This is a genomic window from Streptomyces sp. NPDC048650 (genome assembly GCF_043199095.1).
Classification (GTDB): Bacteria; Actinomycetota; Actinomycetes; order Streptomycetales; family Streptomycetaceae; genus Streptomyces.
The window spans coordinates 706,679-730,462 of record NZ_JBICVM010000002.1; the positions used below are offsets into that span (position 1 = coordinate 706,679).

The following is a 23,784-nucleotide window of genomic DNA, read 5'->3' on the forward strand; positions in this document are numbered from 1 at the left end:
CTTAGGGGGCGGGCACGGGGACCGGCGGGGTGGTCCGGTCCGGGAGGAAGGCGAGCAGGGCGCGGGCGGTGGCATCGTTCTGGCGGAAGGCGGGTGCGTTGGTACGGGGGCGGGCGAAGGCGCCGCCGGCCCGGGCATCGGTGCCCGGCCCGAGGGCGAAGCGGCGCGGGTGCGGGCGGCCGGAACGGTCCAGGATCCGGCCGTCGGCAGCGTCCACGGCCAGCAGTCCGGCGGGCGTCTCGGCGGCACCGTCGGCGTGCAGGGCGCGCAGCAGGGCGTCGCCGGTGCGCGCGACGGTGGGCTCCGGCAGCCGCGCCTCCACCAGCGCACGGGCCTCGACCGACTCCCCCGGCACACTGGCGCTCTGCGCGCGGAACACCCCGCGCCGCTCATCGGCGGTGACGGTGGTGTCCGCACCGAGGAACCGCACCACCCCGGCCCGGGAGAGCGCGAGCAGCTGCCGCAGCCGCGGTCCCGGCGGGCCGGAGGCGAGATAGCTGAAGAAGCCGTGCCACCAGGGGCCACCGTCGCCGACCCGTACCAGCTGGCCGTAGACCGACAGCAGGGCGAGGAAGACCGCGAGGTCGGGGCTGTACGCGGGGTCGTGGCGGCGGGCGAGGTCGGCCTCGATGTAGCCGCGCAGCCCCTCCTGCAGGGCCTCGCCGTCGGGGTAGCGGACGCCGGCCAGTGGATGGTCCAGGGCGTCCAGGTCGAGACGGTCGGCGGGGTCCGGGACCGCGGCGCCCACCAGGGCCCGGAGTGCGGCGCTGCCGGGGTCGGCGGCGGCGTACCTCTCCTCGAAGTCCGGCCAGTTCATCCGGGTGCGCTCGGGGTGGGCGGTGAACAGCCGGTGGTAGTGGGCGAAGCCCAGCTCCTTGTCGATCAGCGGCCGGACGTCGCGCGGGAAGTCGGGGCCCGCAGGCTCGTCCCCGGTCGGGCGGGTGGCCGCCCGTGCGGGGCGTGCGAGGAGCGCGTCGACCTGCTCCGGGCCGAAGAAGCGGGGCACCGGCGGGCGTTCGCCCGTCCACTCGTAACCGATCTTGGAGTGGTAGGGGACGCCGCGCCGCGACCCGACGTGCAGCACGGGCTCGCGCCCCGAGGGCCGGTAGGTCAGTGTCCCGTCGGCGCCTTCGGTGTACTCGCCGCCGCGCCCCTCGGTCAGCAGCGCCATCAGATCGACGAAGGCCAGCCCGAAGCCGCGCACGAGGACCGGTTCACCGGGGCGCAGCGCACTCAGGTCGGTGTCGGCGGTGAAGGCGGGCGGCAGGTGCGTCAGACCGTGGCGGCCGGCGAATGCACTCAACTCCTGCTGCTCCTGGGGCAGTTCGGACTCCAGATGCCCCAGGGTCAGCACCACCAGGTCGGCGGGGAGCGGCGCCGGGCGCCCCTGCAGCCACACCTTCTGCCGGCCGTCGCGCGGCCCGGTGACCCGCACGGCCCGGTGGCGGTGCTCGTGTACCGCGATGCCAGGAGGCAGCGCGGCCACCGACCGCTCGTACACCCAACGCAGATACCCGCTCTGCAGCCGCCGACTGGGGAAGTCCCGTGGCCCGAGCGCCTCGACGGCGTCGGCCGCACCGGGTGCGAGGAGGATGTCGCCGGACCGTACGGCATCCGCCCACTCGGCGAGCGAGGGGCCGGGCCGCAGCGGGCCGGCCTGCTCCACGCTCTCGTCGGCGAACATCGTGACGTCCTGCGCGGTGGAGTTCATCCACAGCAGCGGGGACTGGTCGTGCCGCCAGATCCGGCCGCCGCCGGGCGGATACGGATCGACGAGGTGCAGGTCGAGGGGCCTGCCGCGGTACAGCTCGGGGGCGTTGGCGACGATCCGCTCCAGCAGTCCGGTGCCCCGCGGCCCGGCGCCGACGATCACCACGGAGGCCCGCGCGGGGGGCGTCACCGGGCACCTGTCGTCCCGCGGGCGTAGCGCCGCTCCAGGTAGTGCTGGCCGACGCCGAGCACCGAGGTGACGGCGACATACCAGAGGGTGGCGACCAGCAGCAGCGGGATGACCTGATAGGTGCGGTGGTAGACCAGCTGGACGGAGTAGAGCAGGTCCTGGACGGCGATCACGCTGACGATGGAGGTGCCCTTGAGGGTGCCGATCAGCATGTTCCCGGCCGGCGGCACGATCGCCCGCATCGCCTGCGGCAGCACGATCCGGCGCAGCCGTCGCCAGGCACCCAGCCCCAGCGACTGGGCGGCTTCCAGCTGCCCCTTGTCGACGGAGAGGATGCCGCCGCGGACGACCTCGGTGGCGTAGGCGGCCTCGTGGAGGGTGAGGCCGATGACGGCGATGGCGACGGGGCTGAGCAGGTTGACGGTCTTGACGCCGAGGACGGTCGGATAGAGCGCGCCGATGTTGAACCAGAACAGCAGCTGCACCAGGATCGGCGTCGACCGGAAGAGCCAGACGTAGCCCCAGCTGACCCCGCGCAGCACCGGGTTGGCGGACAGCCGCATGGTCGCGAACAGGGTGCCCAGGACGAAGCCGAGCGCCATGACCAGCACGGTCAGCCAGAGCGTCAGGCCCAGGCCGCGCAGGACGGCGGTGGTCAGGAAGTAGTCGGCGACCACGCCCCACTGGAAGGCGTCGTTGCGGACGACGGACAGGGCGGCGAGCGCCAGCAGGACGAGGACGGCGGCGGCCGCGGTCCACTGACCGGTGCGGCGGCGCGGCACGATGCGCGGTACGGCGGGGGCGGGGGCGCCGGGCGGCGGGGCGGGTTCGGCGCGGGCGCCAAGGCCGTCGAGGGTGTCGGAAGACATGCGAAGGCTCCGTGGATGCAGAGATCGAACACGGGAGTGGAACGCCTTCACACAGGCGGTGCACGGTGCGCGGAACGCAGTCGTGCGAGGTGGCCGCGCCCCTCAGCACGACCGGCCTTGAGGCTATGGGGTGAACACGGCACGTTGTCAAGGCCGTCCACACTGTGAGCGGTGCGGTGACCGGCGGTTGACGCGGAAACGGATGCCTGTTCCACTTGTGCCCATGTACTCATGGCAGCGGCTGGTCACCCGCGACCACATCGACTTCGGTCGCGTGTGGTCGTCGTCCTGTTGAGCTGACCCCCTGCCCTGAAGCCCGTCGCCGCTGAGGCCGGGCCGTTTCGCGGTTCTCTTCCCGTCACCGCGCCTTCACACTTCGCGCCGCCGTCCGGCGCACCCTCCCCTCGCACCACCCCGGCTTCCGCCTCGCTGCACCCTCCCCACCCCTTTCCTCGGCCCGCTCACAGAAGGGCGCGGTATGCGCTTCGGCGTCATGACCTTGATCGACAACGTTCCGGACGCGGTGTCCGGACATCTCCCGACCCCCTCCGAACGTCTTCGCGAGGTCGTCGAACTGGCCGTACTGGCAGAAGAGTTGGGATTCGACGCCTTCGGCGTCGGGGAACGGCACGGACCGCCGTTCCTGTCCAGCTCACCCCCGGCGGTACTCGGCGCGATCGCCGCCCGCACCCGTCGCATCCGGCTGTTCACCACCGTGACGGTGCTCTCCACCCTCGATCCGGTCCGGGTCGCCGAGGACTACGCCACCGTCGACCAACTCTCCGGCGGCCGCCTGGAGCTGACCATCGGCAAGGGCAACGCCCCCGAGCCCTGGCAGCTGTTCGGCCGCGACGTGGCCGACCAGTACGCGCTCCAGGAGGAGAACTACGAGCTGCTGCGACGGCTGTGGAGCGAGGAGAAGGTCAGCTGGTCGGGCCGCTTCCGGCCGCCGCTCGATGAGGTGACCGTGCTCCCCCGCCCGTACCGGCAGCCGCCCACCATCTGGCACGGCAGCGCCACCAGCGAACGCTCGGTGGAGCTGGCCGCCCTGTGGGGGGATCCGCTCTTCGCCGCCAACGCCATCCAGCCGGTGGCCAATTACGCCAAGCTGATCGACCACTACCGCGCACGCTGGGCGGAGTACGGTCACGATCCCTCGGCCGCCGTGGTCGGCTCCGGCGGCATCCTCTACGCCGCCGACGACGACCGCACCGCCCGCCGGGACTTCGCGCCGTACTACGAGACCGCCGTCGCCGCCCGTGACGTGCCCGGCAACAACACCCCCTTCCGCACCCTGGACGACGCCGCCGACCACGGCCCGATGCTCGTCGGCTCCCCCGCGCGGATCACCGACAAAATCCTCCAGCAGCACTACGCCTACGGCCACACGCTGCAGTTCTTCTCCGTGGAGAGCGCCGGCCTGCCCTTCCACCGCAAGGCCGACGTGCTCCGGCTGACCGCCGCCGAGGTGCTGCCCCGGCTGCGTTCCGAGCTGCCCGACCAGCTGCCGTGGCCGGCCGCTCCCCTCCCCGTACCCGAGGCCGCGCGGTGACCGCCGCGCCCCGGCCGCTGCCGATCACCGCCCCGACGGTGCTGCACACCACCGTCACCGACCCGCTCGCCCGCCCCCTGCTGGACGAGCTCACCTACGAGTACCGCACCCGCTACCAGCGGCCGGTCGACCTCGGCCTGGAGTACCCGGCCGAGGAATTCGCCCCGCCACGGGGCGCCTTCCTGCTCCTCCTGGAGGACGGCGAGCCCGTCGCCGGCGGTGCCTACCGCCGGTACGACGACCGGACCGCCGAGCTCAAGCGGATCTGGACGCACTCCGCGCACCGCCGGCGCGGCCTGGCCCGGCAGGTGCTGGACGCGCTGGAACGGGAGGCCGCCGACCACGGCTACACCCGCCTGTACCTGACGACCGGCCCCCGCCAGCCCGAGGCCAAGGGCCTGTATCTCGCCGCGGGTTACCGCCCGCTGTTCGACCTGACCGCCGCCCCCGAGTCCATCGGCCCCCTGCCGTTCGAGAAGCCTCTGGAGAACCCGCGCCCATGACCGGAACCACGCCCCGCACCGCCGCGCTGCGCGCCGCCGCCCTCCTGACCACCGCGGTCCTGGCGCTCACCGCCTGCGGCTCGGGCGAGCCGGCGGCCGGCGGCCCGACGGGCGGGGCGGCCGCCGAGATCCCGACCACGGATGTCGTCTCGGGCATCAGGAAGGACCCGGCCGCCGCCCGGCTGCTGCCCGCCGACGTCCGCAAGCGGGGCACGCTCTCCCTCGCCGTCAGCGTCGGCACCCCGCCCGGCGCCACCTACCTGGCCGACGGCAGGACCCTGGCCGGCCAGGACGTCGACTTCGCCGACGCGGTCGCCAAGGTCCTCGGCATCCGCCTCCGACGCGAGGTGGCCGGCTTCGAGGCCATCCTGCCCGCCCTCGGCAGCGGCAGGTACGACCTGGGGACCGGCAACTTCGGCGTCACCGACGAGCGCCGCCGGACCATCGACTTCGTCACGTACATCAACGACGGCCAGGGCTTCGCGGTCCGCAAGGACAGCCCGCTGAAGAAGGTGACCTCGCTGCGCCGACTGTGCGGGCTGACGGTCGCCACGGGCGCCGGCACCACCTTCGAGGCCACGCTGGAGGAGAACCGTCACCTGTGCAGGGAGGCGGGAAAGAAGCCCTACGACGTGAAGACGTACGCCGAGCAGGGCGCGCTGTGGATCTCGCTCCAGCAGGGGCGCACCGACGTCGTGATGAGCACCATCAACGGGCTGCGCTACGCGGTGCGCCAGCAGCAGGGGCTGCGGTTCCTGGGCGAGTTCAAGCGGCTGGACGTCGGCTTCGCGTTCAAGAAGGGGACGCCGCTGGCACCCGCCGTACAGGCCGCGGTGAACCGGCTGAAGAAGGACGGCGGGTACGACCGGATCCTCAAGAAGTGGGGTACCGGCCCCTCCGCGATCAAGACCTCGCAGATCTCGCCGCCGGAGATCCGGTGAGGAACGGGGCGGGCGGACCCCCTCCCAGGAGTACGCCCGCCCGCCCCGTTCCGCTCAGCGGGCCGGCGCCCCCGCCTTCGCCCGCACCGGGGCGCCGGCCGCATGCCGCTGGACGACCCGGTCCATCAACGCGGCCAGCACATCGCGGACGGACGAGCGGTCGCGGGCGTCGCAGGCGATCGCCGGTACCCCGGCGTCGATCCCCAGCGCCTCCCGTACCTCCGCCAGTTCGAAGAGCCGGGCCCCGTCGAAGCGGTTGACCGCCAGCACGAACGGCGTGGCGCGCTCCTCGAAGTAGTCCAGCGCCGGGAAGGAGTCCTCGATCCGCCGGGTGTCGACCAGCACGACGGCGCCCAGCGCGCCCTCGACCAGGTCGTCCCACAGGAACGAGAAGCGGTCCTGGCCCGGCGTGCCGAAGAGGTACAGCACGATCGCCGGATCGAGCGTGATCCGGCCGAAGTCCAGCGCGACGGTCGTGGTGGTCTTGTTCTCCACGCCGACCAGCGAGTCCACGCCGACGGAGACCTGCGTGATGGCGGCCTCGGTGTCCAGCGGCTCGATCTCGGAGATCGCGCCGATGAAGGTGGTCTTGCCGACGCCGAGACCGCCACTGATCACGATCTTCACGGCGAGCGGTGCGGCTTTGTCAGAGCGCCCGGACATGGTCCCTGATCCTCTCCAGGACATGGAGCGGCAGCTCCGTGGGTTGTTGACAGACCAGCAGACCACCGACGACGAGGTCGGCGATGAGTACCTTGGCCACACCCAGCGGCACCCCGATCCCCTCCGCCACCTCGGCGACCATCGTCGGCCGGGCGCACAGGGTGACGATGCGGCGGCGCTCGAACTCCAGCGAGGCGAGCGGCGCATCGGGCGCCGCCACCACCAGCGTCTCCAGGCGCAGCCCCTGGTGCGTCGGTTCGACCCGGCCGCCGGTCATGATGAACGGCCGGACGAACAGCGCGTCCTCATCGGGCTCCTCGCTCATCGCGGCAGAACCTGCCGCAGGTCCGCGATCAGCGCCGGGTTGAGCAGATCCCCGGCCCGCTCGGCGAGCACCGCCATCTCGTAGCCGACCAGGCCCAGTTCGCCGGTGCTGTCGGCGAGGACCCCCAGGCAGCTGCCGTCCCGGATCGCCGAGACCAGCAGAAAACCGCGGCCCATCTCGATCATGATGAGCTTGACGCCGTCGAACTCATAGCGCCGCGACGCGCTGCGCGCAAGGCTGGAGAGCCCCGAGACCACGGCCGCCAGATGGTCCGCGTCGGTCCGGCCCAGGCCCTCCGACACCGCGATCAGCAGACCGTCCGAGGAGACCGCCACCGCATCGCGGACCCCGTCCGTCTTACGGACGAAGCTGGCCAGCAACCAGTTGAAGGTCTGGGAATCGTTGTGGAGATCGACGCTCACTTCTGCTCACCCTTCTCTGCGGCCTGCGCCGCCCGCTCCGGCTGCCCGGCCAGGCCGTGCCCCCCGGTCCGCTCCGCCTCCTGCGCCGCCCGCTCCTTCTCCTGCGCCCGTTCCTTCTCCTTCTCCACGCTGATCCCGCCGCGCATATGGGCGCTGCGGAGCGTGGCGAGCATCCCGGACACCTCGTCGGGGCTGCGTTCCGGAGTCGGCGCGGCCGCCTGCTGCCAGCGCGGCGACGCGGCCTCGTTCACCGCCGACTGGATGGAGCTGCGCCTGGCCCGCTTGACCAGGCCGTTGCGGGTACGGGCGGCGGAGGAGCCGCGCGGTCCGGCGGGCACGGCCTCGCGGGGTCGGGGCGCGGCGGCGGGCGGATCTGCTTCCTCGGCGTGCTCGCGCGCGGTGTCGTCGCCGGGCGCCGCGGCCGGCACCGGCGCGTCCTCGCCGCCCTTCCGCTCCGGCACGCCGGGCTCCTTCGTGTCTCGTCCGTCCGGCTTCCGCCGTCCGTCCGGCTTCCGCCGTCCGTCCGGCTTCCGCCGTCCGTCGGGCTTCTGCCGTGCCTCCGGCACCGCCGGTACGACCGGTGCCGCGGTGGGCTCCGTCAGGAGGGCGCCGGGCAGGAGCACCCGGGCGACGGTCCCGGCGGCCGGCGCCTCGCCGAGACGGACCTCGATCCCGCACTTACGGGCCAGCGCGCCGACGACGAAGTGGCCGAGGAAGCGGGTGGGTTCGGCCATGAAACTGGCGATGCCGGAGAGCCGGACGTTGGCCTCGGCCATCGCCTGGGCGCCCATGCCGGTGCCGTGGTCGACGATCGCGACGAGGTAGCCGGCGCTGGTACGGCGCCCCTCGACCTCCACATCGGTGTCCGGCGGGGAGAAGTTCAGCGCGTTCTCGACCAGTTCGGCGAGCAGATGGGCGATCTCGGTGACGACCGTGCCGCTGAGGAACGCGGGATCGACCCGCCGCAGCTTGACCCGGCGGTACTCCTCGACCTCGGAGAGTGCCGCGCGGATCACATCGGTGACGGACAGCGGGGTGGCCCAGGTCCGCGGGCTCGCCTCACCGGCGAGCACCAGCAGGCTCTCGGCGTTGCGGCGCATCCGGGTGGCGAGGTGGTCCAGCTCGAAGAGGTTGGCCAGCGTCGCCGGATCCGCGTCCTCGTGCTCCAGCCGGTTGATGAAGCTGATCTGACGGCGCACCAGGTTCTGGTTGCGGCGGCCGAGGTTGACCAGCGACTCGGTGGCGTTGCGGCGCAGTACGGCCTGCTCGGTGGCCAGGTCGTAGGCCACCTTCTGCATCTGGTCGAAGGCGTCGGCCAGCATGCGGACCTCGGTGCCCGCGCCGCGCGGGACGGCCAGCGGGCCGAGCGGTTCGGGCCGGCCGGCCTCGGCCTGTACCCGGGCGACGGCGGCGGGCAGCCGGTCGGTGGCCACGTCGCGGGCCTGCCGGGTGAGGGAGCCCAGCGGTCCGGAGACCGAACGGGCGGCGCCGACGGCGAGCCCGCCGAGGGCGAGAACCGAGCCCAGCGCCAGCAGCCCGAAGAGCACCAGGGTGCGGGTGGCCTCCTCCTCCAGGACGTTCGCGCGGTCCCTGATGTCCTTGCCCAGGGTGCTCTGGACGGTGCGCATCCCGTTGATAGTGACGGTCGCCGCGTCGTACCAGGCGGCCGGCGGCACCGTGCCGGCCCGGGGCAGCGCGCCGCGGCCGGCCACGATGTCCTGCTCGTAGCCGAGGAACTGCTGGGCGGCCGGGGCGGCCAGCGCGGCGTCGAGCGCGCGCCGCTGTGCGGGGGCGGCCCAGCGGGGGTAGGTGTCCAGGGTGAAGAGACGTCCGGAGCGGGCGGTCATGAAGCGGGTGTGGTCGTCGCCGCGGAACCGTCCGGCGTGCAGCGAGCCCAGCACGACGGCGCTCTCCTGGCCGAGAAACTCCTTTGCGTCACCCAGGATCTGGAGCGTCTGGTAGTCGGAGCGCAGTTCGCCGTCACGGACGTCGACGAGGCCGAGGCCGAGGCGGTTCAGGGCGGTGTCGGTGCCGGTGAAGTAGCTGTACGTGCGCCCGACCTCGCCGGAGCCGTTGTCGGCGGCGGCGCGGATGCCCGGGAGGGCGTCGACCCGGGCGAGAGCCTCGCGCACGGAGTCGGCGGCACTGTCGTGACGGCCCGCCAGTTCGTGCGCGACCTTCCTGCGGGCGGCATCGGTGAGCGCGCGCTGGGCGTGCATGCGGCCGCGGAACTCCCGGATCCCCCCGACATAGCCGGTGGTCAGGCCGCGTTCCTTCTGGTGCTCGTGGACGAATCCCTGGAGCGCTGCGGAGAGATGGGCGTCCTCGGCGGTGGTGCTGGCGTTGCCGTAGTCGCCCACCTGGCGGGCCGCGGAGAAGCCCAGCAGCGTCAGGAGTATCACCAGGGACACGGCGAGGATGCGGATGAGCTTGGCGCGGATGGTGCGGGGTGCCACGACGGTGGCCGTGAACGCCGCTCGGAAGCGCTGGGACCGGGCTTCCGTGGTCTGTGTATCCACTGGCTTACTTTCGGAGGGAAACTTTCGGGATGCAGAAGGCGATCTGCATCCGTCTCAACGACCCTCCGACAGGTCAGTCACCCGATCATCGGCCTATATCGCCGGCAGCGACGGGCTCACCGGCGTCTGCCCTGGTCCTCTGCCGGAACCGACCCAAGGGTTGGATCCGACGCCCCGTGACCACTTGTCGACATCGTCATCACGCACCGACCGTGATGCCCATCGCACTGTCAGTTTCTTTCAGGGGCGCGGGAACTGACGGCGCGCCACCCTCTTTGCACCAGATGTGTCACGAACCCCCCGTGCGGCGGCTATCCACTTGGCACACCCTCCGCATCATGGACGACGATAGGGGGTGGTACACGGAGAGATGGAACACCACCGCGGGTGAGAGGAGGCGTCAATGGGATCGGTACGCAAGGCGAGTGCCTGGCTTGGCCTCGTCGACGACAACGATGACGAGCGCTACTACGACGACGACTACGCCGAGGGACCCGAGTCCGCCGCACCGGCGGACTCCTGGGTGACCGATCCCCGGGTGCGGGTGGCCGACCGGACCGCGCAGGACCAGGGCACCCGCATCGCCACCGTCTCCCCGGAGGGCTTCGGTGACGCCCGCGGCATCGGCGAGCTCTTCCGGGCGGGGGTCCCGGTGATCGTCAATCTGACGGCCATGGACCCCGCCGACGCCAAGCGCGTGGTGGACTTCGCGGCGGGCCTGATCTTCGGCCTGCGCGGTTCGATCGACCGGGTGGCCACCCGGGTGTTCCTGCTCACCCCGCCCGACTACAAGGTCGTCAGCGGCGGGACGGCGGGCCGCCGCAACGGCGGCTTCTTCAATCAGAGCTAGGGCCTGATCCGAACGACAGGCCCTGGCTGTGCAGCTGACGGAGGCCGCTCACCGGAAGGCGTCGAGCCCGGTGAGCGCCTTGCCCAGCACCAGTTGGTGCATCTCGACGGTGCCCTCATAGGTCAGCACCGACTCGAGGTTGGTGGCATGCCGCATGACGGGGTACTCCAGCGAGATCCCGTTGGCACCGAGGATCGTCCGGGCGGTACGGCAGATCTCGATGGCCTCGCGCACGTTGTTGAGCTTGCCGAAGCTGATCTGCTCGGGGCGCAGCCGCCCCGCGTCCATCCGCACCCCCAGGTGATGGGCCAGCAGCAGACCCTTGTGCAGCTCGACCGCCATGTCGGCGAGCTTGGCCTGGGTGAGCTGGAAGCCGCCGATGGGCCGGCCGAACTGCTCACGCGTGCGCGCGTAGTCCAACGCCGCCTCGAAACTCGCCCGCGCGGCGCCCATGGAACCCCACACGATCCCGTACCGGGCGTGGCTCAGACAGCTGAGCGGCCCGCGTAGCCCGGTCACTTCGGGGAGCACGGCATCGGTCGGCAGGCGTACGTCGTCCATGACCAGTTCGCTGGTCACCGAGGCGCGCAGGGACCACTTGTGCTTGATCTCGGGAGCCGAGAAGCCCGGGGCGTCGGTGGGGACGACGAATCCCCGGACGCCGTCGTCGGTGCGGGCCCAGACCACGGCGACGCCGGCGACCGAACCGTTGGTGATCCACATCTTGCGTCCGTTCAGCACCCAGTCGCCGCCCTCACGCTTGGCGTACGTCCGCATGCCGGCGGGATCGGAGCCGTGATCGGGCTCGGTCAGACCGAAGCAGCCGATCACCTCGCCGGCCGCCATCCGCGGCAGCCACTGCTGCTTCTGCTCCTCGGAACCGAAGCGCCAGATCGCGTACATGGCGAGCGAGCCCTGGACGGAGACCAGGGAGCGGATACCGGAGTCGGCGGCCTCCAGCTCCAGACAGGCCAGGCCGTACTGGATCTGCGAGGCGCCCGCGCAGCCGTAGCCGGTCAGGGCCATGCCCAGCGCGCCGAGGGACCCGAGCTCGCGGGCGAGGTCGCGGATGCCGGGGAGTTCGCCGCGCTCGTACCAGTCGGCGATGTCCGGCAGGACGCGGTCGGCGGCCCACTGGCGGACGGTGCCGCGGACGGCGCGGTCCTCGTCGGTGAGCAGGTCGTCGATGCCCAGCGGGTCGCCGGGGTCGAACGGCGGGAGCTTCGAGGACAGCGGTGCGGACATGCGGGGCCTCCGGCAGGTTCAGCGCTCACACGTAAAACTAGCAGTGGTAGTTATTACCGGTCCGACGGTACGGCCCCCGGCGCCGCGCGGGCAAGGGTCACCACCCTGCGGCGGGGCGCCGGAGTGAGCGGCACGGGGGTCAGCGGCCGGAGCGCGCGGGGGCCGGTTCGCTGCCGCAGCCCGGATCCGTCGCGGCGTCGGCCGCGGCGGCGCCCTCGGCGCGCTCCGTCGACTCGGCGGCCCGGCGGGGCAGGCGCAGCGCGATCCCGGCGCCGACCAGCAGCAGCACGGCGCTGGCGACGAGGGTGACGTGCAGTCCGTGGACGAAGGACTCCCGGGCGGACGCACGCAGCGCGGAACTGGCGGACCGGCCGAGACCCGCCGCCACCTTGTACGCCTCGCCGAGCGAATGCGACGCCTCGTCGGAAGCCCGGGCGGAGACCCCGTCGACATGGCGCAGGCCGGGCGCGTAGGCGGCGTTCATCACGCTGCCCAGCAGGGCGACGCCGATCCCCGCACCGAGCTGGTAGGACGTCTCCCCGATGGCGGCGGCACCGCCCGACTGCTCGGCCGGTGCCTCGCTGAGCATCGACTCGTACGCCCCGAACAGCGTGGACTGGAAGCCGAAGCCGAGCAGGACGAAACCGAGGGAGAGCAGCCAGGGGCGGTCCTGGTCGCTCATCATCGTCAGGCACAGCACCGCGACGGCGGTCAGGGTGAAACCGAGCGAGACCATCGCCCGCGGCCCCAGCGCCTGCAGCATCTTCGAGCCGGTGAGACCGGCGGCCATGGCGGCGAAGACCAGTGGCAGCATCCGCACACCGGTCTGCAGGGGGCTCAGCCCGAGGACGAGCTGGAGGTACTGGACGGCGATCAGCTGCAGGCCCACCAGGGCGAGCATCGCCAGCACGATGCAGCCGACGGAGGTCCCGAACGCGGGGCGGGCGAAGAGCCGCATGTCGATCAGCGGGTGCTCGCGGCGGCGCTGGCGGCGTACGAAGAAGAGCAGCAGTACGGTGCCGGCGAGGATCGGGCCGAGCGTCGTCGGATCCAGAACGGCCGTGCCGCCTCCGATGCGCTTGACACCGAGGACGACACCCAGCACCCCGAGCGCCGCGACGACCGCGCCGACCACGTCCCAGGGGCCGTTGCGCTCCCCCCGTGACTCCGGCAGCAGCCATCGCCCTATCAGCAGCATCGCCGTCATCATCGGGATGTTGATGAGGAAGACCGAGCCCCACCAGAAGTTCTCCACCAGGAAGCCGCCGAGCACCGGACCGACGGCGGCGCCCACCGCTGCCACCGCGCTCCAGACGCCGATGGCGACCGCCCGCTCGCGCCGATCCGGGAAGACCTGCCGCAGGATCGACAGCGTCGCGGGCATGATCATCGCGCCACCGATGCCGAGCAGCGCTCGGGCCGCCATCAGGATCTGCGGATTGGGTGCCAGCGCCGCGGCGGCGGAGGCCACGCCGAAGAGGCCGTAACCGAAGAGGAGGACTCGGCGGCGGCCGACCCGGTCGCCGAGCGTGCCGAACAGGATCAGCAAGGAGGCCGCTATCAGCGGATAGACGTCGACGATCCACAGGAGCTCCACCGGACCGGGACGCAGGTCCTCGGTGACGGAGGGGACGGCCACATAAAGGATCGTGGTGTCCAGCGCGACGAAGAGCAGGCTGACGCAGAGCACGATCAGCACGGTCCAGCGGTTCGCACCGCTGTGTGCGAGCCGGGCGACACCAGCCGTCCGTCCCCTGCCGGACGCGGTCGTCCCGGACATGCAGTTCCTCCTGTCATGCTCTCGCGGCCGTGGATCAGGGCGCGACAACGCCCCGGGGAAACCGGCGGCACGGGCGAGTTGAGACGTCAGACTACGCGAGTCCCCCCATGTGCCGCGTGTCCCACCTCACGGTGAGACGCGCATCGCAGCCCCCCGCGTTCCCGGGGCACACCGCCGATCGGCACTCTTCGGCCACCTGGATAATCGTCCGGATGAACGATCTTGCCTCCGCCGCAGTTCCCGGCCGGACCCGGGGCGCCGCCGTACGGGCCGCACTGCGCCGCGCCGCGCCGGCGCTGGCGGCGTACGCGGCGATCCGGCTGCTGGGCGTTGCCGTGCTCGCGGTCTGGTCGGCGGCGAACGGCAAGGACTGGCACATCCTGTTGACGGCCCGGTGGGACTCGCTCTGGTACACCCGGGTCGCCGAGCAGGGCTACGGCTACACCGTCCACCTGGCCAACGGCGACGTGCACTCCGATCTGGCGTTCTTCCCGCTGCTGCCCTGGCTCGAGCGCGGCCTCGCGGCCCTGTCGCCGCTGTCGGCCGCCGATGCAGGGATGGCGGTGGCCTGGTCGGCCGCACTGTTCGCGGCCTGGGCGCTGTACGCGACCGGGGAGCGGGTGCACGGCCCGCGGGCCGGCGTGGCACTGGCCGCCCTGTGGGCCGCGCTGCCGGTCGGCATCGTGCAGTCGATGGCGTACTCGGAGGCGCTGTTCACCGCGCTCGCGGCGTGGGGGGTGTACTGCGCGCTGACCGGACGCTGGGTGTGGGCGGGTGTGCTCGCCTCGCTGGCCGGACTGACCCGTCCGGTGGGCGCCGCGGTCGTCGCGGCGGTGTGGGCCACGGCCGCGGTGACGCTGTGGAACGACCGGGCCGCCGGCGTACGGCCGCGCAGAGCGCTGCGGACACATCCGGGGATGCTCACGGGCGTGCTGCTGGCACCACTGGGTTGGTGCGGCTACTTCCTGTGGGTGGGCGCGCGGCAGGGCAGCCTCACCGGTTACCTGGACGTCCAGGGCGGCTGGGGCAACGGCTTCGACGGGGGCCTCGCCTTCGCCCGCTTCCTCTGGCACCTGCCGCTCCCGGCCGGGCTCGGCCTGCTGGCCGGTGTCGCGCTGGTGATCTGGCTCTATGTCCTGGGCATGCGACGGGGCCAGCCGGTGCCGCTCGCCGTCTACGGCGGCACGGTCCTGCTGCTGGCGCTGACCGCCAAGGGATACTTCGGCTCCAAACCGCGGCTGATGATGCCCGCCTATCCGCTGTTGCTGCCGCTCGCGGCGGGGCTCGCCGCATGGCGGCCGTGGCGGTCCTGGCTGGTCGTCGGCCTGGTCGCGGCCGGTTCGGCGGCCTACGGGGCGTTCTGGCTGAACGGATCCGGCCCGCCCTGAGCGGCACCGGGCGACCGGAGGGCCGCCCTCCGTAAAGGCCGCCGCAGGGAAACTCCCCGCAACGCCGGGGGAAATCGAAGATAAACTCCACCGGAGAAAAGCAGATAAGCGGGCGGACGGACGACACGCGGACGCCCGGCCGGGGAATCGGAAACGCGCCGAATTCCCTTCCGATTCCCGGAGTCGAAGCCCCGCGCGAGACGCATTCCACATCACATCGTCATTACAAAGCTCACAGTTTGACCAGGCGCCCACATCACACGCGGTAACGTCGATTGAGTGCGTACCGATGACAAGCTCGACCAGATGGAGGAGCGCCCGACCGATCGCGTTCAACCGCCCCCGATGACCCGGACCCGCCTGTGGCTGTTCGGCGGCACGCTGGCGGTGTACATCGCGATCGTGGTCGGAGTGCTCGTCACTTCATGGCTGGTCACCCTCGACTGGCAGGTCATGTTCTTCCGGCCCTACAAGCAATGGCCGGAGATCCACGCCTTCCTCGACTACTTCGTCGTGCTGGGCCAGCGCGGCCCGACCGCGGTGGCGGTGGCCGCCTGGCTGGGCTGGCGCTGCTGGCGCCAGCGCAACCTCCATCCGCTGCTGGTGCTGGGCGCCTCGCTGCTGCTGCTGAACATCACGGTGGGCGCCGCCAAGCTCGGCATGGGGCGGCTCGGCCCGCACTACGCGACCACGGTCGGCGCCAACGAGATGTATCTGGGCGGCGACATATTCCCCTCCGGCCACACGGCGAACGCCGTCGTCACCTGGGGCGTCCTGGCCTATCTGGCGACCACCCCGCTACGCCGCCGCTCCTTGTCGGTGATCGCCGCGCTCGGCGCGCTCGGCGTCGGCATGACCACCGTCTACCTCGGCACCCACTGGGTCAGCGATGTGCTGCTCGGCTGGGCCGCGGGCCTGCTGGTGCTGCTGGCGATGCCCTGGCTGGAGCCCGGGATCACCTGGGTGGAGGACCGCCTCATGGGCATCATCCTGCGGCTGTGGCTGCGACTGCGCCCCGACTCGCTGCGCGGACCGCTGCCGGTCGGCGCGCTGGCCCCCGGGGTCTCCCGGCAGCGCGTCGCCCCGGACGGCGAGGTGCTGGCGCGCGAGACCATCGGCGCCACCACCGGCGGACACTCAGCCGCCCGCCCCCAGGACGGCTGGCCGCACCACCCGGCCCGCCCGTACACCATCCGTTCCGAGCGCTCCCCGGTCACCCCGGCCGGCAGTCGGCGGCCGCCGCACGCGGACCGCGTCCCGCGCACCGCGCCGCTGAGCCCGACCTCCGGGCGCGGCCGCACCGGAAACGGCTGACGCCCGCACAGGCCGCGGGGCCGGTACGCACACCCGCTACCCCGCACCGAAAGGCCCCGGCAGCTCCTCACGAGCTGCCGGGGCCTTCGTCGTACGGGCGGTCAGCCCTGCCAGGTGCGGTGCACCTGGCCGTCCTTCACCTCGAAGTTGAGCCGGCCGACGAGGTACTCCATGGTGATGATCGCGCCCGGCGCCAGCGACCGGACCGTCGTCCAGCCGTGCTCTCGAGCCCGTTCCTCGGCGTCCTGCTGAGCGAGGCCGACATAGCGCTCGATGTCGTCCTGGGGTGTGTGCGGAAGATCCGGTACGGGTGCCATGACAGCCACCGTAGGCGCCCGCACCGGTGTGCGGAAGGCCCGTCCGGCGCACACCCCGGTGCCCGTCCGGTCCTTCATTGGTCACACTTGTGTCACAGCCAACACCGCCGTGTTTGCGGTAACTCTCGTCACCCATACGCACCGAACGGCGCGGCAACCGGGTGGAAAACAAAGCGGCCGGAATTCCCTCTTGATCACCCGGAAATCGGAGTCCGCCCACAACATCGGGGATCGACCGGCGCCCGGAAATTCATGCCGTATCGGACGGGGATTCCCATACCCGGGGTCATTTACCGGCCGCCGGGAAAAAGTCCAACGAGACACACGCCACACACATTTTCCGCACATCGCCCCGACCGCCGGGTCCTTGGGCGCCACCGGAACGGCCCGGAGCGCCCTCTCGCACCGCGCCCCGCGCGCGAGCATCATGTGCCAGTCCCCAGTACACCCGCGACAAGTGAGGTGCAGTGGATTGGGTACGGACACCGCTCTGCCCGCCGCCCGGCCGAGCAGGGCACGGCGCCGCGGAGCGGTGCTCGCCGACTGGCTGTCGACCACCGACCACAAGAAGATCGGTCACCTCTACCTGATCACGTCGTTCGGATTCTTCCTGGTGGGCGGCTTGCTGGCACTGGTGATGCGGGCCGAGCTGGCCCGCCCCGGGCTGCAGATCGTCAGCGCCGAGCAGTTCAACCAGGCGTTCACCATGCACGGCACGATCATGCTGCTGCTGTTCGCCACTCCCGCGTTCGCCGGCTTCGCCAACGAGATCATGCCGCTGCAGATCGGTGCGCCGGACGTCGCCTTCCCGCGGCTGAACATGCTCTCGTACTGGTTCTTCCTCTTCGGCGGGCTGACCGTGCTCGGCAGCTTCCTGACACCGGACGGCGGCCCGTCCTTCGGCTGGACCGCCTACGCCCCGCTGAACTCGGCGCTGCGCTCCCCCGGCATCGGGCCGGACATGTGGATCATGGGCCTGGCGCTGGCCGGTTTCGGCACCATCCTCGGCGCCGTCAACTTCATCACCACCGTCGCCATCATGCGGGCGCCCGGCATGACGATGTTCCGGATGCCGGTCTTCACCTGGAACGTCCTCTTCACCTCGATCCTGGTGCTGATGGCGTTCCCGGTGCTGGCGGCGGCGCTGCTGGTGCTGGAGGCGGACCGCCAGTTCGGCGCGGTGGTCTTCGACGCCCGCTACGGCGGTGCTCTGCTGTGGCAGCACATGTTCTGGTTCTTCGGCCATCCCGAGGTCTACATCATCGCGCTGCCGTTCTTCGGCATCATCACGGAGATCATCCCGGTCTTCTCACGCAAGCCGATCTTCGGTTACGTCATGCTGATCGGCGCAACGATGGCCATCACAGGTCTGTCGGTGGTGGTCTGGGCGCACCACATGTTCGCGACCGGCGCCGTCCTGCTGCCGTTCTTCTCGCTCATGTCGTTCCTGATCGCGGCGCCCACCGGGGTGAAGTTCTTCAACTGGATCGGCACGATGTGGCAGGGCTCGCTGTCCTTCGAGACCCCGATGCTGTGGGCGATCGGCTTCCTCGTCAGCTTCCTCTTCGGCGGCCTGACCGGCGTCATCCTGGCCTCGCCCCCGATGGACTTCCACGTCACCGACAGCTACTTCGTCGTCGGCCACTTCCACTACGTCGTCTTCGGGACGGTCACCTTCGCGACCTTCGCCGGCTTCTACTTCTGGTGGCCCAAGTTCACCGGCAAGCTGCTCGACGAACGGCTGGGCCGCCTCCACTTCTGGACGCTGTTCATCGGCTTCCACACCACCTTCCTCGTGCAGCACTGGCTCGGGGTGGCGGGCATGCCGCGCCGCTACGCCGACTACCTGGCCGCCGACGGCTTCACGGCCCTGAACACCGTCTCCACCATCGGCTCCTTCCTGCTGGGCATCTCCACCCTCCCCTTCCTCTACAACGTCTGGCACACCACCCGGCACGGCGTCCGGACCACACTGGACGACCCCTGGGGCTACGGCCGCTCCCTGGAGTGGGCCACCTCGTCGCCGCCGCCGCGGCACAATTTCACCGCGCTGCCCCGGATCCGCTCCGAGTCCCCGGCCTTCGACCTGCATCATCCGGAGGCCGGCACCCGGGCGGCGGCTCTCCCAGCGCGCGGGACAACCGGTCCCTGATCTCCCGGACCCGCTCGGCCAGCTCCGGCGGCTCCCGCACCGCGAAGTCGAAGCCCATGAGCACGACATGCATCACCATCACATCGAGGCTCTGCGCCCCGGTGCGCAGCAGACAGCTGTGCTCGTCGAGGGGTTCCAGCACCCCGGCGGACGGGCTGATCCGCGCCGCCGCCCGATCCGCGGAGACGTGCAGCAGCAGCGTCGCCTGCTCCGCGTAGACGCGGGTGGACACGCCCCGGGAGACATACGCCGCCAGGTCCTCGGCGGGCGGCGTACGGGGCGGGAAGCGCGGGCCGTGCGGCGGGGCCGGGACGATGCGGTCGGCGCGGTAGGTCCGCCAGTCGCCGCGGTCCACGTCCCAGCCGACGAGGTACCAGCAGCGCTGCGCCGAGACCAGGCGGTGCGGTTCGACGGTGCGGCGGGAGGCCGTCCCGTCGTGCCCGGTGTAGTCGAAGCGCAGCCGGTAGGAGTCCCGGCAGGCGTGGGCGAGTTCGGTGAGCGTGTGCGGGTCGACGCGCGGGCCGCCGGGCCGGCCCAGCATCGGAACGGTGAACGCGTTCAGCGCGCTCACCCGGCGCTGCAACCGGTGCGGCAGCACCTGCTCCAGCTTCGCCAGTGCCCGTACCGAGGTCTCCTCGATGCCCTCGACGCCGCCCGCCGCTGCGGTCCGCAGCCCGACCGCGACGGCCACCGCCTCCTCGTCGTCCAGCAGCAGCGGCGGCAGCTCGGCACCGGGGCCGAGCTGATAGCCGCCGGCCGTCCCGGGCGCCGAATGGACGGGGTAGCCCAGCTCCCGCAGGCGGTCGATGTCCCGGCGGACGGTGCGCGGCGTGACGTCCAGCCGGTCGGCGAGATCCGCGCCGGACCAGCTCCGGTGGGCCTGCAACAGGGACAGCAGCCGCAACAGTCGTGCCGAGGTCTCCAACATGCCCCGAGTCTGCCAGCCCTTGCGGACAGCCACCGTCCGCAAGGCGCCACTCCGAGCCCGGCCGGCAGCCGGGCGTCCGCACACCCGGCACCCCGGGGCTCTGCCCCCTCCGCTACCCCTCGTCCCGCTCTTCCGCGCCTGCGACGCGTATCGCCAGGTCGTTGTCGAGCGTGTAGTACGGGCCGACCCTGACCTGTGCGGTGGCGGCCGCCACCGCGAGCGCGGGATAGCTGAAGACCTGCTTCTTGTCGGGTACGTCGTCCAGGAGGCGGGCGATCCGCACCGGCCGGGCGCCGGGGACCGGGCGCAGCCACAGGTCCCACGGCTCGGTGCCGTGCCGCCAGCGGCCGGCCAGCTCGTCGTAGGGCAGCGTGAAGGTGAAGTCCGGGCCCTCGACGGTCAGCGGGACGGTGACGGGGCCCGAGCCGGTGACGGCGCCCTCCGGGGTGTGGCGGGCGTGGGCCTCGGCCTGGGCGCCGGGCGCCGGCGACGCCCCGTAGAGCCGGCCGGAGACCGTGATGCCGTCGGGCGCCACCAGGATGTCGCCGGCCTCCGCGTGGGGGCCCCGCAGCCAGCTGCGCAGCGCGAGGTTGCCGTACTTGGTGGCGTACGGGATGCGCACGCCGAGCCGGCCGATGCCGGCCAGCGGGCGGCGGTCCACCAGGGAACGCAGGTCGTTGACGCCCGGCTGCAGGCGCCGCGGGTCCCGGCCGTCGCCCAGGTCCGCGTAGGCGTTCCAGCGGCCCTCGGCGAGGGCGACGGTGCTGGGCAGCACGGCGCGCAGCCGCCCGGAGCCGTTCGGCCCGAGCGGCAGCCGCACCTCGTCGTCCGCGCCGTCGCCGCCGCGCAGCCGAAGCACCAGGGCGGCGTTCCAGGAGACGGAGGTGTCCTGAGGGGTGTTCAGGTCGAAGGTGAGGCCGCCCGCGGAGTCGGCGATGCAGTCGGCCCGCAGCTCCACGGGAACGGCCGCCGGAACCTTGGGTTCCTGATCGATGGCCGGATGCTCCTTCGTCGTCGGTTCGGTCGCGGACAGCTGGGTGGAGGCGTTCATGCCGTCCGCACCCCTCTCATTGCGGCACGGGCCGCGTCCTTGGTGACGTAGGCCCCGCTGAGCAACGCTCCCCGGGTGCGGTGCCAGGTACCGCGCAGATGGCTGCTCCGCCGGCGCGCGACCAGGTCGTCGAAGAGCGTCTCGTAGCGGCCGGCGACCATGGCGGGGTCGAAGCGGCCGGACGCCGCGAGCGCGGCGCGGCCCATCCGCCTGCGGGCGTCGTCGTCGTTGATCAGGTCCAGCAGCGAAGCGGCCAGCGCCTGCGGGTCGCCGACCGGCACCAGCTTGCCGTCCACCCCGTCGTCGATGATCTCGCCGGGACCGTGCGGACAGTCGGTGGCGACCACCGGCAGCCCGGAGCGCATCGCCTCGACGATCGTCATCCCGAAGGATTCGAGGCTGGAGGAGACGGCGGCGATGGATCCCTTGGCCCACTCGGGCTCCAGGGGATTGGCCGGACCCATCAGGAACACGTGGTTGTAGAGGCCGAGTTCCTCGATCAGGGCCCGCAGCGCACCCTTCTCGGCGCCGCCGCCGTAGATCCGCAGCCGCCAGTCGGGGCGCTGCGCGGCGACCTCGGCGAAGGCGCGGATGAGGATGTCGTAGCGCTTGGCGCGGGCGAGCCGGCCGGCCGCCACGACCCACTTGCCACTGCCGTCGGCGGGCTGCAGCCCGGGGGCGGGCACGCTGTTGGGTACCGCCTCCACGCGGACGCCGGGCAGCCGCAGCGTGCGGCGGTAGGCACGGGCGTCGGCCTCGGTGACGGTGGTGACCGCGTCCAGCCGCGGATAGGCGCCGCGCAGCGCCAGCTTGAGCGGCCGGCTGTGGGTGTCCAGGGTGAGGTGTTCCTGGCCGATGCGCACCGGGCCGCGGCGGGTCTGCCGGGCGATGTGGACGTTCAGCCCGGGCCGGGTGCCCAGCACCACATCCGCCTCGGTCCGGCGCAGGTGCTGGGCGATCCGGTGGTCGGTGAGCTCGCTGTACTGCGCGAAGCGGCCCTCGGCCGCCGGGAAGACCCGGGCGGGGCGGTGGTGGGCCGGGTCGGCGCCGTCGTAGCCGGGGCTGTTCTCCCTGATGTCGACCAGATGCCGCAGCGTGACACCGGGGCCGAGGCCGAAGGCCGGGGCGTCGCGGTGCCGGAGCACGGACACGATCTCGACGTCGTGCCGCTCGGCGAGGGACCGGGCCAGGTTGAACGTCGTCCGGATCGTCCCCCCGATCCCGTACGCGTTGTGAATCAGGAATGAGATGTGCATCCGTCCCCGTGCCCCCTGGTCTTCCGGTCTTCGTGGTCCCCCGTGGACCATGACGCGCCCCCCGGCGGCGTCAAGCTTCCGACTGCTGAACGGTAGGACCGCGAAAAGGGGTTCCGGGTTGGGGGCTTTCGCCAAGTTGTTCCGAAAAAGTTAGGCCATCGGTAGCAACACCATGGAACCTCCCACCCTCAGACCGCATCCCTCCATCAGCTGTCGGAGGCAGACGGACGGACGGCGCCTGGCTTCCTCGGATGCCGGCTCCCGGTCCAGCGGGTCCGTGCGCGGCACGTAGCTCGTGCCGCTGAGCCCGTAGCGCTTGGCGCAGACGGGCCAGGCGCCCCAGCCCTGGATCGCCAGGACCCGCTCGGCGACGGTGATCTGCTCCTCCCGGGTGGCGAGGTCGGCGCGCCGCGCGTACTCCAGGCCGCCGAACCCCTTCCAGGTGGGCTGCCCGAACTGCAGGCCGCCGTAGTAGCCGTTGCCGGTGTTGGCGTCCCATCTGCCGCCGCTCTCGCACTTGGCGACGCAGCCCCACGGCCACTGGTCACCGGCGCAGGCCCGGGAGCCCGCCGCGCCCTTGCCGCCTCCCCCGGGGTGCGGGTCCGCCGCGGACGAAGCACCGGCGGGCAGGCACAGGAGCAGGGCGGTGACGGCCGCGGTGAACAGCCCGGCGGCGGCAGCGCGGCGCCGCGGCGCCGGGAAGTGGTCGGACATAGCCGGTGACGCTAAGCAGGTCGGCGCCGCGGACCATCGCGCCACGCCCGTGGCGCCCGCCGGCTCCACCCGGTCCGGCGTATGAATAGCAGCCATCTGGGTCGCTTTTCACTCGAAGACAGACCGAATGCGACCGTTTTTGGAGCACTTTCCGCGCTTCCCCCCTGTACGTCGATTGGTTCGATTCTGTTCCCGTCCGCGCGTGACTCCGGCCGCAGGTCACCCGTTGTCCTTGTACGAGCCGGGAGACCACCCGGCCGCCGCTCAGAGATCGAGGAGCCACCCGTGCCGCGCATGCTCGACGTCAGCGACGACGTTCGCGCCGAGATCGGCGACGAAGAAGCCGACCGCCTGCTGGCCGGTGGCGACGCCCCCGGCAGCTACGACTGCACCTCCTGCCGCACCCCCGGCGACAGCGAGCAGGAGCGCACCAGCACCGTGCTGTTCGTGGGTGAGGAGACCGCGGTGCTCGCCTTCGCCCACGCGACCTGCATCCCCTCGCAGGTCGTCCCGGTGTCGGAGGAACAGCTCAAGGGAGCCGTCCGCTCCATCACCGGCGAGGAGGCCGCCCAGAGCGCCCCCGGGCCGGTGCCCGGACCGGGCAACCCGGCCGCCGCCGGCGAACGCCAGGCGACGCTGGGCATCACCTGCGGCCTGGTCCTCATCGAGGGCGAACTGCGCCCGGCGCTGGTCGTCGAGCCCAACGGCCCGATCGCCCGCCCCGGCTCGACGGGCCAGGAGGACGAGTTCCTCACGCTGCTGCGGGAGCAGGGCTTCGGCGACGTGGCCGACATGAACCAGCTCCCCGCCCCCAACCCGGGCTGGTCGGCGCTGCTCGCCATGGGCAAGCTGCACGCCGTCCTGCAGCCGGCCACGACCGGCAGCCAGTCCGCGTGGTGGCAGGCACATCAGCCGCTGGCCGTCTCCGACGGCTGGCGCGCGGCGGCCACCAAGGCGCAGGCCGTGCTGATGTACGCCGCCCCCTCGGGTGCCATCGGCCACCAGCCGCGGGAGGACCTGATGCGTGCGGCGCTGGAGCAGGCCGCCGCGCAGGGTGTCCTGGTGGCCGCGGCGATGCCGCTGGCCGGCACCTGA

21 protein-coding genes are annotated in these 23,784 nt (G+C 72.1%); 8 read left to right on the forward strand and 13 right to left on the reverse strand.

Annotation, left to right across the window (positions count from 1 at the left end; genetic code table 11):
• Position 1: 1 nt before the first annotated feature.
• Both ACGFML_RS09000 and ACGFML_RS09005 read right to left on the reverse strand, forming a co-directional pair.
• Positions 2-1,900 carry an FAD/NAD(P)-binding protein gene (locus tag ACGFML_RS09000; RefSeq protein WP_393541541.1) on the reverse strand — a complete coding sequence of 633 codons (1,899 nt, stop codon included), beginning with the start codon at positions 1,898-1,900 and terminating at the stop codon, positions 2-4.
• Positions 1,897-2,769 carry an amino acid ABC transporter permease gene (locus ACGFML_RS09005; RefSeq protein WP_393541543.1) on the reverse strand — a complete coding sequence of 291 codons (873 nt, stop codon included), beginning with the start codon at positions 2,767-2,769 and terminating at the stop codon, positions 1,897-1,899. Before ACGFML_RS09005 ends, ACGFML_RS09000 begins: the two co-directional genes overlap by 4 nt.
• Before the next feature lie 478 nt (positions 2,770-3,247).
• On the opposite strand from ACGFML_RS09005, the gene ACGFML_RS09010 reads away from it, so the two are divergent.
• Genes ACGFML_RS09010 through ACGFML_RS09020 form a run of 3 tightly spaced genes read left to right on the forward strand, consistent with a single transcriptional unit; the run spans position 3,248 to position 5,765 of the window.
• Entirely contained in the window at positions 3,248-4,321 is a 1,074-nt protein-coding gene (locus tag ACGFML_RS09010) for an LLM class flavin-dependent oxidoreductase (RefSeq protein ID WP_393541545.1), read from the forward strand.
• On the forward strand, positions 4,318-4,824 hold the full coding sequence (locus ACGFML_RS09015) for a GNAT family N-acetyltransferase (protein ID WP_393541547.1): 507 nt from the start codon (positions 4,318-4,320) through the stop codon (positions 4,822-4,824). Before ACGFML_RS09010 ends, ACGFML_RS09015 begins: the two co-directional genes overlap by 4 nt.
• A complete protein-coding gene (locus ACGFML_RS09020; RefSeq protein ID WP_393541549.1) occupies positions 4,821-5,765 on the forward strand; it encodes an ABC transporter substrate-binding protein in 945 nt (314 codons plus the stop codon). Before ACGFML_RS09015 ends, ACGFML_RS09020 begins: the two co-directional genes overlap by 4 nt.
• A 54-nt stretch (positions 5,766-5,819) precedes the next feature.
• Here the strand turns inward: ACGFML_RS09020 and ACGFML_RS09025 are convergent, their stop codons facing one another.
• The 4 genes from ACGFML_RS09025 to ACGFML_RS09040 are packed head-to-tail and all read right to left on the reverse strand — an operon-like array spanning position 5,820 to position 9,694.
• Positions 5,820-6,428 (reverse strand): ATP/GTP-binding protein, encoded by a 609-nt coding sequence (locus tag ACGFML_RS09025; protein ID WP_393541551.1) that lies wholly within the window; start codon positions 6,426-6,428, stop codon positions 5,820-5,822.
• Complete coding sequence (locus tag ACGFML_RS09030; protein WP_393541553.1) at positions 6,412-6,753, reverse strand: DUF742 domain-containing protein; 342 nt, start codon at positions 6,751-6,753, stop codon at positions 6,412-6,414. Before ACGFML_RS09030 ends, ACGFML_RS09025 begins: the two co-directional genes overlap by 17 nt.
• Positions 6,750-7,175: a roadblock/LC7 domain-containing protein gene (locus ACGFML_RS09035; protein WP_393541555.1), complete on the reverse strand. Its 426-nt coding sequence runs from the start codon at positions 7,173-7,175 to the stop codon at positions 6,750-6,752. Before ACGFML_RS09035 ends, ACGFML_RS09030 begins: the two co-directional genes overlap by 4 nt.
• On the reverse strand, positions 7,172-9,694 hold the full coding sequence (locus ACGFML_RS09040; protein ID WP_393541557.1) for a nitrate- and nitrite sensing domain-containing protein: 2,523 nt from the start codon (positions 9,692-9,694) through the stop codon (positions 7,172-7,174). The genes ACGFML_RS09035 and ACGFML_RS09040 overlap by 4 nt, the downstream gene beginning before the upstream one ends.
• A gap of 403 nt (positions 9,695-10,097) precedes the next feature.
• On the opposite strand from ACGFML_RS09040, the gene ACGFML_RS09045 reads away from it, so the two are divergent.
• Positions 10,098-10,544: a cell division protein SepF gene (locus tag ACGFML_RS09045; protein ID WP_393541559.1), complete on the forward strand. Its 447-nt coding sequence runs from the start codon at positions 10,098-10,100 to the stop codon at positions 10,542-10,544.
• A 48-nt stretch (positions 10,545-10,592) separates the two neighbouring features.
• On the opposite strand, the gene ACGFML_RS09050 is transcribed toward ACGFML_RS09045, so the two are convergent.
• Both ACGFML_RS09050 and ACGFML_RS09055 read right to left on the reverse strand, forming a co-directional pair.
• Positions 10,593-11,789 carry an acyl-CoA dehydrogenase family protein gene (locus tag ACGFML_RS09050; protein WP_393541561.1) on the reverse strand — a complete coding sequence of 399 codons (1,197 nt, stop codon included), beginning with the start codon at positions 11,787-11,789 and terminating at the stop codon, positions 10,593-10,595.
• Positions 11,790-11,928: 139 nt separating this feature from the next.
• A complete protein-coding gene (locus ACGFML_RS09055) occupies positions 11,929-13,569 on the reverse strand; it encodes an MFS transporter (protein WP_393541563.1) in 1,641 nt (546 codons plus the stop codon).
• Between the two features lie 212 nt (positions 13,570-13,781).
• Here ACGFML_RS09055 and ACGFML_RS09060 point away from each other — a divergent pair, with 212 nt between their 5' ends.
• Both ACGFML_RS09060 and ACGFML_RS09065 read left to right on the forward strand, forming a co-directional pair.
• Positions 13,782-14,957, forward strand: coding sequence for a hypothetical protein (locus ACGFML_RS09060; protein ID WP_393541565.1), 1,176 nt, complete (start codon positions 13,782-13,784; stop codon positions 14,955-14,957).
• Positions 14,958-15,236: 279 nt separating this feature from the next.
• The gene (locus ACGFML_RS09065; protein ID WP_393541567.1) at positions 15,237-16,271 is read left to right on the forward strand and encodes a phosphatase PAP2 family protein; all 1,035 of its coding nucleotides are present in this window, start codon (positions 15,237-15,239) and stop codon (positions 16,269-16,271) included.
• A gap of 101 nt (positions 16,272-16,372) precedes the next feature.
• Here ACGFML_RS09065 and ACGFML_RS09070 read toward each other — a convergent pair whose 3' ends face one another.
• Positions 16,373-16,588, reverse strand: a complete 216-nt coding sequence (locus tag ACGFML_RS09070) for an I78 family peptidase inhibitor (RefSeq protein WP_393541569.1) — start codon at positions 16,586-16,588, stop codon at positions 16,373-16,375.
• A gap of 472 nt (positions 16,589-17,060) precedes the next feature.
• Here ACGFML_RS09070 and ctaD point away from each other — a divergent pair, with 472 nt between their 5' ends.
• Entirely contained in the window at positions 17,061-18,740 is a 1,680-nt protein-coding gene (ctaD, locus tag ACGFML_RS09075; RefSeq protein WP_393541571.1) for a cytochrome c oxidase subunit I, read from the forward strand.
• Here ctaD and ACGFML_RS09080 read toward each other — a convergent pair.
• The 4 genes from ACGFML_RS09080 to ACGFML_RS09095 form a co-directional block, all read right to left on the reverse strand.
• On the reverse strand, positions 18,631-19,668 hold the full coding sequence (locus ACGFML_RS09080; RefSeq protein ID WP_393541572.1) for a helix-turn-helix transcriptional regulator: 1,038 nt from the start codon (positions 19,666-19,668) through the stop codon (positions 18,631-18,633). The two genes, ctaD and ACGFML_RS09080, sit on opposite strands and share 110 nt — an antisense overlap.
• Before the next feature lie 112 nt (positions 19,669-19,780).
• Complete coding sequence (locus ACGFML_RS09085; protein ID WP_393541574.1) at positions 19,781-20,719, reverse strand: hypothetical protein; 939 nt, start codon at positions 20,717-20,719, stop codon at positions 19,781-19,783.
• On the reverse strand, positions 20,716-21,975 hold the full coding sequence (locus ACGFML_RS09090) for a glycosyltransferase family 4 protein (RefSeq protein ID WP_393541576.1): 1,260 nt from the start codon (positions 21,973-21,975) through the stop codon (positions 20,716-20,718). Before ACGFML_RS09090 ends, ACGFML_RS09085 begins: the two co-directional genes overlap by 4 nt.
• Before the next feature lie 150 nt (positions 21,976-22,125).
• Positions 22,126-22,689 carry a transglycosylase family protein gene (locus tag ACGFML_RS09095; RefSeq protein WP_393541578.1) on the reverse strand — a complete coding sequence of 188 codons (564 nt, stop codon included), beginning with the start codon at positions 22,687-22,689 and terminating at the stop codon, positions 22,126-22,128.
• 285 nt (positions 22,690-22,974) lie between these two features.
• Between ACGFML_RS09095 and ACGFML_RS09100 the strand changes: the two genes are divergently transcribed.
• The gene (locus tag ACGFML_RS09100; protein WP_393541579.1) at positions 22,975-23,784 is read left to right on the forward strand and encodes a hypothetical protein; all 810 of its coding nucleotides are present in this window, start codon (positions 22,975-22,977) and stop codon (positions 23,782-23,784) included.